Origin of the sequence: Agromyces sp. NPDC127015 (assembly GCF_042725165.1) — a bacterium.
GTDB classification, from domain to species: domain Bacteria; phylum Actinomycetota; class Actinomycetes; order Actinomycetales; family Microbacteriaceae; genus Agromyces; species Agromyces chromiiresistens.
The window spans coordinates 350,891-363,232 of sequence record NZ_JBHXDI010000001.1 but is presented as its reverse complement, the minus strand read 5'-3'; the positions used below and the strand labels follow the sequence as shown (position 1 = coordinate 363,232).

The window sequence follows — 12,342 nt, the reverse complement described above, 5'->3', positions numbered from 1 at the left end:
AGTTGTCGGCCGCGAGGTGTTAGGCTCTCGTGGCTGGACGCACTACGGTGCGACCACACATGCGCGAGTGGCGGAATTGGCAGACGCGCTGGCTTCAGGTGCCAGTACTCGCAAGGGTGTGGGGGTTCAAGTCCCCCCTCGCGCACGAACAGAAGAGCCCCCGCGGTCGCGGGGGCTCTTCGTCGTTCGAGGATGGTTCCCTCGGCCGGGTCTACTTCGCGAGGAAGGCGAGCAGCGCCTCGGTGACCTCGTCGCCGTGCGTCCAGAGCAGCCCGTGCGGCGCGCCCTCGATCTCGACGTAGTCGGCAGCGGGGAGTCGCTTCACGAACTCGCGGGCGGTCGAGTCGATCGGGAGGATGCGGTCGGCGGTGCCGTGCAGGATGAGGCTCGGCACCTCGACCTTCGCGATGTCGTCGCGGAAGTCGGTGAGCCAGGACTGCACGACCGCCGACGAGGCGTACCAGGAGGCGCCCGCCGCCGTGTTCCAGCTCGCGCGGACGGCCGCATCGCTGATGCGGCTGCCGAGCGTCTCGTCGAGGTTGTAGAAGTTCTGGAAGAACTCGTCGAACCAGGCGTAGCGGTCGGCCTTCGCCGCCTGCTCGATGCCGGCGAAGACCTCGGCGGAAACGCCGGCCGGGTTGTCGTCGGTCTGCAGCAGGAACGGCTCGAGCGAGGCGAGGAAGGCGGCCTTCGCGATGCGCTCGCCGCCGTACGCACCGAGGTAACGGCCGAGCTCGCCCGTGCCCATCGAGAAGCCGACGAGCACGACGTCGCGCAGGTCGAGCGTCTCGAGCACCACCTTCAGGTCGTGGGCGAACGTGTCGTAGTCGTAGCCGGTGGTGGGCTGGCTGGACTTGCCGAAGCCTCGCCGATCGTAGGTGATCACGCGGTAGCCGGCCTCGAGCAGCGCGGCCGACTGCTTCTCCCACGATGCGCCGCTGAGCGGGTAGCCGTGGATCAGCACGACCGGCTGCCCGGACCCGTGGTCCTCGTAGTACAGGTCGATGTTCTGCGAGTTCTCGGTTCCGACGGTGATGTACGACATGGGGTCCTCCTGGGTTCCTTCCGGTATAACTGGATTGCAGTTTCAATCCGGTTAGTTCTGGTGTGGATGCAACGCTATAACCCCATCGCTATTCCATGCAAGTTAGAATTGGGAACACCGGATGAACCCGAGGAGCCGTCATGACCGAGCCCGTCGCCACCGCAGGGCTGCTGCTCGACCTCGTCAACTCGCGACTCGTCTACGACGATCGGGTCGACGACGAACTCGACGACGAGCGGGGGGCGGCTTGGCTGCGTGCGCACGGAGTCCCCGCCGAGGCATCCGACCTCGACGACGCCCGAGCGGTGCGCGACGCGCTCGTCGCGGTGCTGCGCGGCACCCGCTCGCCGGATGCGCTCGAGCCCTGGCTCGTGGCGATGACCCGCCGGCCCGAGCTCGCCGCCGAGGGAGGGCTCGTCTGGCGCGACCGCGACGAGGCGGGCCGCCGCATCGGCGGTGCCGCCATCCGTGAGTGGGCGGCGCTGCAGTCCCCGTCGGGGTCGCGCATCCGGCCGTGCGCCGCGCCCGACTGCCAGCACTTCTTCATCGACACGAGTCGCGGCAACGCGCGGCGGTGGCACTCGATGGAGAGCTGCGGCAACCGTGAGAAGGCACGTCGCCACTACGCGAAGGCGGCTCTCTGAGCTGAGATCCCGTCCGGGGTCATCGGCACCTGCGCGCGCCCGCCGGGTCGTGGATCGGAATCGTCCGGGGCGCATCCGCCCTCGAACGGTCTCCGCGGGTGGCGTTCTGCCTGCGATGCTTCCAATCGGTCGACGGGATGATTGGATGGATCCCTGCCGATTCCCGCAGACCATTCACATCGAGGTGAAATGACCAGTTTGGAAACCACTCCGGCCGAGGCGACGGAGCCCGGTGGTGAGGCGAGCGACGCGCTGCCGCTCGTCGAGGATCGGGCGGGAGAGGCGCGCGATGAGGCGTCCGCTCCGCCGCTGCGGCGATCGCGCGGGATGCTCGTCGCGATCTGGCTGCTCGCGATCGCACTGTCGGCGGCGATCGCGGGCGGCGTCTGGTACTACCTGCAGCTCCAGGACGCGCAGGATCGGCTGATCGAGCAGCAGCAGCGACTCGAGGAGCAGCGCGATCTCATCGAGAAGAAGGAGACGTTCGGCGCGGCGATGGACGGGCTCGTCGAGTCGGCGGCGAAATTCGACGGCGTGCTCATGGCGTCCGCCGTGCCGTGGGAGGACTACCGCCGGCTCGCGGTGCAGTCATGGGTGCATCGCTGGGATGCGTCCGAGCTCGCCGACGACACCCGCGCCGTGGAGCGCGCGACGGCCGAACTCGAGTCGCGCTGGGGTGCTGCGCAGACCCAGGCCGCCACGAACGCCACCGGATCGACCTACGAGTCCGTCATCGACCGCCTGTCCGGTGGATTCGTGGAGTCCGTCATCGATGGCACCGATCAGCTCTGCGATGTCGACGTCGGCGACCGCGATGTGCTCGGGTGCGTCATCAGCGACGATCCCTATCTCGTCCACTTCGACGCCAGCGCCAACGCACTGCCGTACATGACCGACGAACTGCGCACCGGAATCGCCTACCACGAGTTCGCACATGTGCTGCAGTTCACCAATCCCGTCGCCACCGCTGACGCGCTCGACGCGTTCGACGGCGACGGCGAGGTCATGGCCGACTGCTTCGCCCTCACGTTCCTCGACGGCTGGACACTCGACCACCGCATCTGGACGAGTGACTACGAGTACTGGGACGTCAACATCGGCTATGGGAAGGCGTGCACCGGCCCGCAGCAGCAGGCTGTCCGCGACTGGTACGGGCGACTCGGCGTCGAGCTGAAGCCGATCTCGAGCGGCGCGCTCACCTGACGCCGACGGGCGTCGGCCACGGAGCACCCGCCCTCGAACGGATGCGGGCACCGCTGCCCATTGCGCCACTGGGCGCAGGCCGCCATTCTTGAGCAGGGCCACCCGAGGCCCCCGACCCGAACCCGCCCGAGAGGACCCAATGCTCGAGTTCTTCGCCGCCGCCCCGATCATCGGCATCGTCATCCTTGCCGTCATCGTCGTGATCGCCCTGTGGATCTGGGCGAAGGTGCTGTACCGCAACGTCTCGCCCGACGAGGCCATCGTCGTCACCGGCAAGCGCTCGCGTCGCCGCGTCGTCGACGGCGTCGACACCGAGGAGTCGGGGCAGCGCGTCGTGCACGGCCAGGGCGTGTGGATCATGCCCTTCTTCCAGAAGGCGCACAAGATCTCGCTGCGCTCGCGCGCGATCGAGATCCGCGCCGAGGCGCAGACGAACAACGGCATCACCGTGCACGTCGACGCCGTCGCGATCGTGAAGGTCGGTGACTCGGCCGCGTCGATCCGTGCCGCCGCGCAGCGGTTCCTCGGGCAGGACAAGAACATCGACATGTTCGCCCAGGAGGTGCTCTCGGGTTCGCTGCGCGCCTCGATCGGTGCGACCGACGTGCTCACGATCATCAACCGCCGCGACGAGCTCTCTGCCGCGGTGCTCGGCGTCGCCCGCGAATCGCTCGTCAACCAGGGCCTCGACGTCGACTCGTTCGAGATCAAGGGCATCTCCGACACCAACGGCTACATCGACGACCTCGGCCGTGCCGAGCAGGCGAAGGTGCGCAAGCAGGCAGAGATCGCCGAGGCCGTCGCACAGCGCGAGGCGCGCGAAGCCGTGATCGCCGCCGAGCAGACCGTCGCCGAGCGCGAGGCCGAGCTCGCCCAGCGCAAGGCGGCGCTGCAGCGCGAGACCGACAAGGCGATGGCCGAGGCCGCCGCCGCCCGCCCGCTGGCCGAGGCGCTCTCGCAGCAGGAGGTCGTCGCCCAGCAGGAGATCACCGCGCAGAAGAAGGCCGCACTGCGCGCCGCGGAGCTCGACTCCGAGGTCAAGGCCGTCGCCGACGCGCAGGCCTACAAGGTGAAGGTCGAGGCCGAGGCCGCAGCCGAGGCCGTGCGCATCGCCGCCGACGCCGATCGCATCGCCCGCACGGCCTCGGCCGAGGCGCTCAAGGCCGAGGGCCTCGCCGAGGCCGACGCGATCCAGGCGAAGGGTGCCGCAGAGGCCGCCGCGACGAAGGCCGCGGCCGAGGCCGTCGCCCAGCAGTCCGAGGCGCTGCTGCAGATGCGCGTCATCGACGCCCTGCCGCTCATCGCCCGCGAGCTCGCCGCACCGATGTCGAACATCGACCAGCTCACCGTCGTCTCGACCGACGGCGCCTCGCAGCTCGCGAAGAACGCCGTCTCGGGCATCACCGAGGTCGACGCGATGCTGAGCTCGACCATGGGCGTGGGGCTCAAGGAGCTGCTCGGCTCGATCATCGGCGGCGCGGCCGCAGGCGGTGCGGCCGCTCGCGCCGCCGACCACGACGGTGCGGCCGTCGGTGCCGCGGTCGCATCGGCCGGCGCCAAGCTCGCTGCGGCCGTCGGCCCGGTCGCCGAGCGCCTCGACGCGCTCGAGCCGCTCGTCGACGACGTGGCCGACGATGCGGGTGCCGGCACGGCACGCTGACGCGACGTCGTCGACTCGGGGCCGGGTGATCCTTGCGGATCCCCGGCCTCGATCGCGTCACGCCGTCGAGTCGTGGCCGTCGCCAGGCCGCCGTCGCACCGCTTCGGCTCAGCCCGGAAGCTCGCACCACATCGTCGCGACGCGGCCTCCGCCGATCGGGGCCGTGAAGGCGCCGACCTCGCGGAAGCCCGCTCGCTCGTAGCGCCGGTTGTTCGCGGGGTTCGTCGACTCGAGGTAGGCCGGCAGCCCCTGCGCGGCGAACGCGCGCAGGTTCTCGGCGAGCATCTGCTGGGCGAGGCCCTCGCCGCGTCGCGACGGGTGCGTCGCGAGCAGGCTGAGGTACATGTGCGGGGGTTCGGCCGGGTGGTGGTGCTCGAACGCCTCCCAGATCTCCGCGAACGCGCGGCGCTGTTCGTCGTCGAGGCGCTCGTCGACGAAGGCCTGCACGTCGGCGAGCTGCTCGCGCGTCATCTCGTCGCCGCCCGACGGCAGCCACACCGCCACGGCGGCACCGTCGTCGACGACCCACACGGTCTCGTACCGGAGCGCGCCGCGCACGAACGGCGCCCAGAACCGCTCGAGCGCGGTCGCGTCGCCGTCGGCGAGTCGCAGGATCGGGCCCCACGCGGGATCGTCCGCGAAGGCGAGGGAGAGGGTCTCGGAGATGGCGGGCACGTCGGCGTCGACGGCGAGTCTGAGCTGCACGAGTCCATGGTGGCACGGATGCCCCGGCTCTGAGGTGTTCGCCGATTCGACGGCATCGTCGCGGGCTGCCCTAATTGGTATACCATCATGGGCGCGCGGAGGATCGCGCGGACGCGACCGGCCGAGGGGATTCGGAGGGCGCTGCGATTCGGAGACGTTCGGTTCCCGGGTTGCAGCAGCGTCGCGTGATCGCGCATTCTCCGCGTGATCGCTACGCTCGCGAGGCAGAGCCCGCGAGGGACGGGTTGCCAGGCAGAGGAGACGAACGGATGACCCGACGAGACCCCCGACCGCCCACCACGGCCGACGTGGCGCACCTGCGACGCTGCGTCGACCTCGCACGCGAGGCGCTCGACTCCGGCGACGAGCCGTTCGGCTCGCTCATCGTCGACGCTGAGGGCCGCGTGCTGTTCGAGGACCGCAACCGCGTCGCGGGCGGCGACCAGACGAGGCATCCCGAGTTCGAGATCGCGCGCTGGGCCGCCGAGCACCTGACGCCCGCCGAGCGCGCGGCGAGCACCGTCTACACGTCGGGCGAGCACTGCCCCATGTGCTCGGCCGCGCACGCGTGGGTCGGCCTCGGCCGCATCGTCTACGCGGGCAGCACCGAGCAGCTCGTCGCGTGGCGACGGTCGTGGGGGCTGCCCGACGGGCCGGTTGCCGCGCTGCCGATCGGCGAGATCGCACCGGGCATCGACGTCGCCGGCCCCGCGCCCGAGTTCGCCGACGAGCTGCGTGCGCTGCACGCCCGCTGGGCCGGACTCGACGATCGCGTCTGACGGCGCATCACGCCCCGTCGTGCCGCGGCACGAGCGGACGCGAATGGAACAATGGTGCGCATGAGTGCGCCCGATGTGTTCGAACCGGAGTCCGTGCGGGTCACCCGGCGGATCCGCGACGAGATCCTCGACGGCGTGCGACTGCCCGGATCGAAGCTCGTCGAGCGCGACCTCGCCGAGGAGCTCGGCGTCAGCCGGGTCCCCGTGCGGGAGGCGCTGAAGACGCTCGTCGCCGAGGGGCTCGTGACCCCGCGCCCGCGCACCTGGGCGGTCGTGCGGGAGTTCACCCCTGCCGATGTCGCCGACCTCAACGAGGTGCGCTCGGCGCTCGAGGTGCTGGCCTTCCGGCTCGCGGCCAACCGGCGCACGCGCGAGGGCCTCGAGCGGCTGCGCGCGGCACTCGAGACCGAGCTCGACGCGGCGCGCGCCGGCGACGCGGCGCGTGCCCGCCGCGCTGCGGCAGACTTCCACGAGACCGTGACGGCGATCGCGGGCAACGACCTGCTGTTCGAGATCGACGGGCTGCTGCGCAGCCGGATCCGGTGGTTGCTCGTGCAGCACGAGGACCTCGACCGGGTCGCGGCAGAGCACCAGGCGCTCTACGACGCGATCGCACAGCGAGACGTGACCCGCGTGAGCACGCTGATCCTCGCGCACATGGGCAACATCAGGTACCTCGACGACCCGACCTGGCGCGAGGACGATCCGCTGCTCGGGGCGGCGCCGGTCGAGTAGGCACGGGCCCGTGGTCGAGCGGCGACGCAGGAGCGCAGCGAGATCGGATCTGGGTCTCGACAGGCGGGCTCCTTCGTGGCTCGCTGCTCGCCCGGCGAGGTCGCTCAGACCTCGGAGGACAGCGGGTCGATGAGCGTGGGGTCGCCGGGGTCGATCGCGCGGTGGTTGTTCACGCGCGGGTCGACCTCGTACTCGGTGATCGTCGGCGCGACGCGGTCGGACGCCTCGATCAGGAAGTCGACCATCGCCTGCATTCCGCCCGCGTCGAGCTTCACCGGGTCGAGGTACCGCTCGATCTCGTCGAGCGGCAGGTACACCGGCATGCGGTCGTGGATCTCGCCCGAGGCGTCGCGCGCCTCTCTCGTGATGATCGAGGTCGACACCTGCCACTCGCCGTCGGGCAGCTTGCGCGCGGTCGAGATGCCGGCCGCCGCGAGCACGTCGCCCTCACCGTGCAGGTAGTGGGCGCGCTTCTTGCCGGGCTCGCCCGTCCACTCGAAGTAGCCGCGCATCGGCACGATGCATCGGCCCTGGGCGAACGCGCCCTTCCACAACCCGTTGGTGGCGACCGTCTCGATGCGGGTGTTGAACTGCGGGCGCTTCGCATCTTTCATGAACGACGGGTGGAAGTTCCACACGGCCGGCTCGAGCCGCCGCACGAACTCGCCCGTCTCGCGATCGGCGCGTTCGCGGACGATTGGCACCGTATCGGTCGGCGCGAGGCTGAAGCTCGGCTGCCAGTCGTCGAAGTCGTTCTCGGCGTCGAACACCGCCGTGAGGTCGTCGACCTTCTGCGAGACCACGAATCTGCCGCACATGGATGCCTCCTGGTCGATGCCGCCCGGGTTCACCACCAGCCTGCCACCGAGCACCGACATGCGAGAAGCAGCCGGCGAGCCGAGGTTGCGCCAGCCGCAACGCCTGCCACTCGGGTAATGTTAGTGACTAACATTGGTGACGTGGGTGATGACACGAGACCAGGGCGAGCGACGTCGACGCGGGCGCGGCTGACCGAGGCGGCGGTCGAGTTGTTCGAGGTGCGCGGGTACGAGCAGACGACGGCGGCGCTGATCGCCGCAAGGGCGGGCGTCTCGGAGATGACGTTCTTTCGCCACTTCGGCACGAAGGAGGGTGTGCTGTTCGATGACCCGTATGATCCGATGATCGTTCGGGCGGTTGCCGCTCAGCCGCTGGATCTCCCGCCGGTGCGCCGAGTGGTCGAAGGGCTTCGCCAGGCATGGTCGGCGATGTCGTTCCCCGACGCCGAACTGGTGCGGCGCCGGGTACGGGTCGTGAGCTCCACCCGGTCGCTCAGGGCCGGCATGTGGGCGAACATGCAGCGCACCGAGGACGGGATCGTCGAGCAGCTGGTTCTGGATGGGACGCCCGAGCCGGTCGCGCGGATGGCCACCGCCGCGGTGCTGGCGGCGGTCACCCAGGCGCTGCTGGCCTGGGCCGCCGACGATGGTGAGACCCTTGAAGCTCTGCTCGCGCAAGCGTTCGAGGTTGTGGCGGGGGGCCCGCGTTGAGCGAGGGGATGGCGCTGGAATGGGTGACGCGCTCATATCGAGGAGGTGCCGGCGTCCGGGATCTCGTGATGACGATCGAACCCGGAGAAGTGCATGCCCTGATCGGGTTGAACGGTGCGGGGAAGTCGACACTGATGAAGCTGTTGCTCGGCATGCTGCGTCCGGAGCGCGGGGTGATCCGTATCGCCGGCACCGATTCGAAGCGCGTCAGCCCGGGGGCGTGGTCGCGGTTCGGGCAAGCCGTCGAGGCTCCGCTCGTCTATGGCGAGTTGACCGTGCGCGGCAACCTCGCCGCCGCGGCGGCGCTCCGCGGCATCCCCCGCCGGGACCGGGACGCCGTCGTCGGCTACGGAATCGACGCACTGGACCTCGCCCGCTACTCCGGGTCACCGGCGCGCACGCTGTCACTGGGGAATCGTCAACGACTCGGGCTCGCGATCGCGTTGCAGCATCGGCCCGACTATCTGGTCCTCGATGAGCCGACGAACGCGTTGGATCCGAGGAGCACCCTGCTGCTGCGCGACCTCCTGCTCGAGCGGGCCCACGCCGGGGCAGCGGTGCTGATCTCGAGCCACCACCTGGATGAAGTGGCCCGGATCGCCGATCGGATCACAGTCATGAACGCCGGCCGCCTCGTCGGCACGCTCGATCCCACCGAACCGAACCTCGAACACGCGTTCTTCAGCATGGTCCTGGACGACGATCGCGAGCGAGCCCGCGACGGGGACACGGCATGAACCGGCCTGCCGGGCTCGGTGCGGCGCTGGGCATCGAGATTCGCAAATTCCTCTCTGCGCGACTCCCCATGGTGACCGCAGCCATGGTCGTCGTCGGTGCGGCCGCGATCGCCAGTTCGGTGGTGCTGGCCGCGGCCGGCGGGTCACCCAATCTGGTTGCGAAGCTCGGTCCACTCGCCGCACAGGGCGGATGGGCCGGCTATCTCTCCGCCGCGACCCAAGTGACCTCCGCCGGCGGGTTCCTCGCCTGCGGTGTCGTCGCCAGCTGGGCCTACGGTCGTGAGTTCACCGACGGCACGATCGCCGGCCTCTACGCCTTGCCGGTGCGCCGCACCACGATTGCGGGAGCGAAACTCACCGCCTACCTGGCATGGGCTCTGGCCGCCTCGGTGCTCCTCGCGGCTGCGCTCCCACTGGTCGGCCTCGTCGCCGGGTTCGGGACGCTCGGGCCTGCGGAACTCGGCGCACTGTGGCGGTTGTCGGCTCTCACGCCCCTCACCGCGCTCATGGCCGTCCCCGCGGCATGGATCGCAACGCTCACCCGCGGCCCACTCGGCGGCATCGCGGCAACCGTCGTCCTGGTCGCGAGCGCTCAGATCTTGGTGCTCTCCGGAGCCGGGGAGTGGTTCCCCCCTGCAGTGCCAGCGCTCTGGGCGATGGCACCAGCTGCGACGAACCCGGCCGCGCTGCCGATCGCCCTGTGGTGGCCGGTGCTCGCGACTCTGCTGACCCTGGGGAGTTGGCGACGACTACAGCTGGACCACTAGGGGCGGGGCGCAGCATTCGCTGCGCCCCGCGCAATCATCCGGTGACGTCCCGACGGCTCAGGGCGAACGTCGCGCCGGCGACGAACAGGATGCTGATTCCCCAGAGCAAGCCGAGCCCACCCCAGTCGGCGCCCTCGGTGAGCGGGGACTCGTGATACGCCCAGGAGTACGGGGACACCGCTCGCACCCAGTCCGCGTCGGCGACTTGATTCGCGATCGCGTTCGCGACGTACCCGAGAACGGCGATGCCGGCACCGGCCGCGGTCGCGAGGATCTTCCTCCCGGTCGACGCGCCGACGAGGAGCGCCACCGCGGCGGACAGGAACGCCAGCCCGACCAGCGACGCCGTGACGGCCGCGACGTGCCCGGACTCGATGCCGAGCTCCGACGGTTCGTTCAACATCACGACGATCGCCGCGCCGAACAGGCCGAGCCACGCTAGCCGCACCAGCACGGCGAGTGCTGACTCGAAGGCGTACTGCGCTCGGCCGACCCCGTGTGCGAGGGTGAGTTCGAGTCGCCCGGCTTCCTCAGCGCCGGCGATCGCCGAGGATCCCCAGGACGTTGCGGCGATCACGAGCAGCAGGAACCCGATCAGTCCGTAGAACGTGCCCTGCGCATAGCCGGGACCGGAGGAGATCTGTTCGTACCCGAGCGTCTTCACGAGCTCGGGTGGCATGCTGTCGATGATCTGCTGCATCTCACCGTCGCCGCCGATGCTGGGAAACAACGGCAGGTACATGAACAGGGCCGCGGCGACCCCGAGACTCCAGGCGAGCAAGCTCCGCCAGGAGTCGGCCAGAGAGCGACGGAACACCGGCAGGATGCTACGCACCGTGCACCTCCTCCATCGGCCCGTTGGCTTCAGCGCCGTACAGTCGCAGCACCGATTCCTCGAGGTCCGGTTCCTCGACAGCGAGGTCGAGCACGTGGTGGGAGGCCAGCAGCTTCACGACGGGATCGATGTCACCATCGACGGTCGCACCGATCCGCACGATACCGTCACCGTTCACGATCAGGTCGCGGACCTGACCGAGCACGCGGAGCTCGGCTTCGAGGACCGCTGCGGGCACCCCGTCGACACTGGCGCGGATCCGCCGGATGCGGCCGAGCCGCAGGGAGGCGACATCACCCTCTGCGACGATACGTCCCTCGGCGAGCACCGCGACATGATCAGCGGTCTGCTGGATCTCGCTCAGCACGTGCGAGCTGAGCAAGACGGTCTGCCCGTTGGCTCGAGCCTCACGCACCATGCTCAAGAACTCGCGTTGCACGAGCGGGTCGAGCCCGCTCGTCGGCTCGTCGAGGACGAGCAGCTCGGGGCGGTGCATGAACGCTTGGATGAGGCCGAGCTTCTGCTTGTTTCCCTTCGAGAGCGTGCGGACCTGACGGTTCAGGTCAACGCCGAGCCGGTCGGCGAACCCATCGATGACGCCGGGTGCGACCGGGCCGCTGATCTCGGCGAAGTGACGAAGGAGCGCACGACCACGGACTCGTCCTTCGAGACGGAGTTCGCCCGGCACGAACCCGATCCGCCGACGGAGTGATGGCCCACCGGTTCGCGGAGGCTGGCCGAGCACCGTCGCGGTGCCGGAGGTGGGACGGATGATGTCGAGCAGCACGCGGAGCGTCGTGGTCTTCCCGGCGCCGTTCGGCCCGATCAACCCGAACACCGTGCCCGGCTCGACGGTCAGGGTGAGGTCGTGCACGGCGGTCTTGTTGCCGTATCGCTTGTGCAGATCAACTGTTTGGATAGCAGGGGTCATCGCCCGTGCTCCTTTCAAGGGGAATGAAGAATCGAACGAAGAATCGAACCTCGGGACGCCTACCCGCGCGGCGGGTCCGGGTCCTGGTTCGGGTCGTTCTCCCCCTTGTCCGAGCGTGGTCCCGCGCTCCGCCCGAGTGCATCACGCGCCGCGACGAGAAATCGGTCGTCCGCGTAGAGACCGTTCGTGTAGAGCTCGAGAATCGGGATCGTCGATCGGCGAAGAGCTGCAGCATCCACGACGTCGGTGCCGAGGGAGCGAGCGAGCTGGCGTTGCATGACCAGAGGCACCACCCCGTACATGGTCAGGTACAGCGCGGTCACCTCGCGGTCGGCCGGGACCCGCATGATGCCGGCCGCGACCTGCTCATCCACGAGCGAGGTCGTGCCCGCCAGCAACGCGTCGAACAGTTCGTCGGCGGCCGATGTGGGCTCGGTCAGCATTCGCGACACGTAGTCGATCAGCGGTCGATGCTTCTCCGTATCGTCAAGCCACCGCTGCATCGCCGCTGACGGGTCGCCAGTGCGGAGCTCATCCTTCCGGCCGATGAATTCACTGACCACGAACTCGTCGCAGGCAGTGCGAAGCGCGTCCTTCGAGCCGAAATGGTGGATTACGAGCCCGGGGCTCACCCCCGCTGCCTTGGCGATCGCGCGCAGACTGGTGCGCTCGAACCCGTCGCGGCCGAACAGGAGCACCGCGGCATCACGAATCCGCGCCCGCGTCGTGAGATCCTGCTGCATTGAACGCACATTCAATATACTAAACGTTT

14 protein-coding genes and 1 tRNA gene are annotated in these 12,342 nt (G+C 69.5%); 9 read left to right on the top strand and 6 right to left on the bottom strand.

From position 1 onward, the window contains the following. The first annotated feature begins 61 nt into the window (after window positions 1-61). Window positions 62-145, top strand: a tRNA-Leu gene (locus ACFWGP_RS01615). 66 nt (window positions 146-211) lie between these two features. On the opposite strand, the gene ACFWGP_RS01610 is transcribed toward ACFWGP_RS01615, so the two are convergent. Then, window positions 212-1,045, bottom strand: coding sequence for an alpha/beta fold hydrolase (locus ACFWGP_RS01610; protein WP_376929993.1), 834 nt, complete (start codon window positions 1,043-1,045; stop codon window positions 212-214). Between the two features lie 140 nt (window positions 1,046-1,185). Here ACFWGP_RS01610 and ACFWGP_RS01605 point away from each other — a divergent pair, with 140 nt between their 5' ends. From ACFWGP_RS01605 to ACFWGP_RS01595, 3 genes are all read left to right on the top strand, one after another. Then, entirely contained in the window at window positions 1,186-1,689 is a 504-nt protein-coding gene (locus ACFWGP_RS01605; RefSeq protein WP_376929992.1) for a CGNR zinc finger domain-containing protein, read from the top strand. A gap of 189 nt (window positions 1,690-1,878) precedes the next feature. Next, a complete protein-coding gene (locus ACFWGP_RS01600; RefSeq protein ID WP_376929991.1) occupies window positions 1,879-2,892 on the top strand; it encodes a hypothetical protein in 1,014 nt (337 codons plus the stop codon). A 139-nt stretch (window positions 2,893-3,031) separates the two neighbouring features. Beyond that, window positions 3,032-4,552, top strand: a complete 1,521-nt coding sequence (locus tag ACFWGP_RS01595; protein WP_231429212.1) for a flotillin family protein — start codon at window positions 3,032-3,034, stop codon at window positions 4,550-4,552. Window positions 4,553-4,660: 108 nt separating this feature from the next. Here the strand turns inward: ACFWGP_RS01595 and ACFWGP_RS01590 are convergent, their stop codons facing one another. Further along, a complete protein-coding gene (locus ACFWGP_RS01590; RefSeq protein ID WP_231429211.1) occupies window positions 4,661-5,257 on the bottom strand; it encodes a GNAT family N-acetyltransferase in 597 nt (198 codons plus the stop codon). Window positions 5,258-5,526: 269 nt separating this feature from the next. Between ACFWGP_RS01590 and ACFWGP_RS01585 the strand changes: the two genes are divergently transcribed. Both ACFWGP_RS01585 and ACFWGP_RS01580 read left to right on the top strand, forming a co-directional pair. Next, window positions 5,527-6,036, top strand: coding sequence for a nucleoside deaminase (locus tag ACFWGP_RS01585; RefSeq protein WP_376929990.1), 510 nt, complete (start codon window positions 5,527-5,529; stop codon window positions 6,034-6,036). A gap of 60 nt (window positions 6,037-6,096) precedes the next feature. Beyond that, complete coding sequence (locus ACFWGP_RS01580) at window positions 6,097-6,771, top strand: GntR family transcriptional regulator (RefSeq protein ID WP_231429209.1); 675 nt, start codon at window positions 6,097-6,099, stop codon at window positions 6,769-6,771. Between the two features lie 104 nt (window positions 6,772-6,875). On the opposite strand, the gene ACFWGP_RS01575 is transcribed toward ACFWGP_RS01580, so the two are convergent. Next, the gene (locus ACFWGP_RS01575) at window positions 6,876-7,649 is read right to left on the bottom strand and encodes an SOS response-associated peptidase (RefSeq protein WP_376929989.1); all 774 of its coding nucleotides are present in this window, start codon (window positions 7,647-7,649) and stop codon (window positions 6,876-6,878) included. An 81-nt stretch (window positions 7,650-7,730) separates the two neighbouring features. Here ACFWGP_RS01575 and ACFWGP_RS01570 point away from each other — a divergent pair, with 81 nt between their 5' ends. The 3 genes from ACFWGP_RS01570 (at window position 7,731) to ACFWGP_RS01560 (ending at window position 9,804) form a co-directional block, all read left to right on the top strand. Beyond that, the gene (locus tag ACFWGP_RS01570) at window positions 7,731-8,300 is read left to right on the top strand and encodes a TetR/AcrR family transcriptional regulator (protein ID WP_275506971.1); all 570 of its coding nucleotides are present in this window, start codon (window positions 7,731-7,733) and stop codon (window positions 8,298-8,300) included. A 68-nt stretch (window positions 8,301-8,368) separates the two neighbouring features. Beyond that, entirely contained in the window at window positions 8,369-9,037 is a 669-nt protein-coding gene (locus ACFWGP_RS01565) for an ABC transporter ATP-binding protein (RefSeq protein WP_376929988.1), read from the top strand. Then, window positions 9,034-9,804 carry an ABC transporter permease gene (locus ACFWGP_RS01560; RefSeq protein ID WP_376929987.1) on the top strand — a complete coding sequence of 257 codons (771 nt, stop codon included), beginning with the start codon at window positions 9,034-9,036 and terminating at the stop codon, window positions 9,802-9,804. Before ACFWGP_RS01565 ends, ACFWGP_RS01560 begins: the two co-directional genes overlap by 4 nt. Before the next feature lie 34 nt (window positions 9,805-9,838). Here the strand turns inward: ACFWGP_RS01560 and ACFWGP_RS01555 are convergent, their stop codons facing one another. The 3 genes from ACFWGP_RS01555 to ACFWGP_RS01545 are packed head-to-tail and all read right to left on the bottom strand — an operon-like array spanning window position 9,839 to window position 12,313. After that, window positions 9,839-10,621: an ABC transporter permease subunit gene (locus ACFWGP_RS01555; protein ID WP_338029111.1), complete on the bottom strand. Its 783-nt coding sequence runs from the start codon at window positions 10,619-10,621 to the stop codon at window positions 9,839-9,841. Between the two features lie 10 nt (window positions 10,622-10,631). After that, the gene (locus ACFWGP_RS01550) at window positions 10,632-11,570 is read right to left on the bottom strand and encodes an ABC transporter ATP-binding protein (RefSeq protein WP_376929986.1); all 939 of its coding nucleotides are present in this window, start codon (window positions 11,568-11,570) and stop codon (window positions 10,632-10,634) included. Window positions 11,571-11,629: 59 nt separating this feature from the next. Further along, entirely contained in the window at window positions 11,630-12,313 is a 684-nt protein-coding gene (locus tag ACFWGP_RS01545; protein WP_275505921.1) for a TetR/AcrR family transcriptional regulator, read from the bottom strand. Window positions 12,314-12,342 lie beyond the last annotated feature (29 nt).

Bases quoted from the DNA above. Each gene is read 5' to 3' on its own strand.
- ACFWGP_RS01610 (WP_376929993.1), bottom strand. From the start codon at position 1,045: ATGTCGTACATCACCGTCGGAACCGAGAACTCGCAGAACATCGACCTG.
- ACFWGP_RS01605 (WP_376929992.1), top strand. From the start codon at position 1,186: ATGACCGAGCCCGTCGCCACCGCAGGGCTGCTGCTCGACCTCGTCAAC.
- ACFWGP_RS01600 (WP_376929991.1), top strand. From the start codon at position 1,879: ATGACCAGTTTGGAAACCACTCCGGCCGAGGCGACGGAGCCCGGTGGT.
- ACFWGP_RS01595 (WP_231429212.1), top strand. From the start codon at position 3,032: ATGCTCGAGTTCTTCGCCGCCGCCCCGATCATCGGCATCGTCATCCTT.
- ACFWGP_RS01585 (WP_376929990.1), top strand. From the start codon at position 5,527: ATGACCCGACGAGACCCCCGACCGCCCACCACGGCCGACGTGGCGCAC.
- ACFWGP_RS01580 (WP_231429209.1), top strand. From the start codon at position 6,097: ATGAGTGCGCCCGATGTGTTCGAACCGGAGTCCGTGCGGGTCACCCGG.
- ACFWGP_RS01575 (WP_376929989.1), bottom strand. From the start codon at position 7,649: ATGTCGGTGCTCGGTGGCAGGCTGGTGGTGAACCCGGGCGGCATCGAC.
- ACFWGP_RS01565 (WP_376929988.1), top strand. From the start codon at position 8,369: ATGACGATCGAACCCGGAGAAGTGCATGCCCTGATCGGGTTGAACGGT.
- ACFWGP_RS01560 (WP_376929987.1), top strand. From the start codon at position 9,034: ATGAACCGGCCTGCCGGGCTCGGTGCGGCGCTGGGCATCGAGATTCGC.
- ACFWGP_RS01550 (WP_376929986.1), bottom strand. From the start codon at position 11,570: ATGACCCCTGCTATCCAAACAGTTGATCTGCACAAGCGATACGGCAAC.
- ACFWGP_RS01545 (WP_275505921.1), bottom strand. From the start codon at position 12,313: ATGCAGCAGGATCTCACGACGCGGGCGCGGATTCGTGATGCCGCGGTG.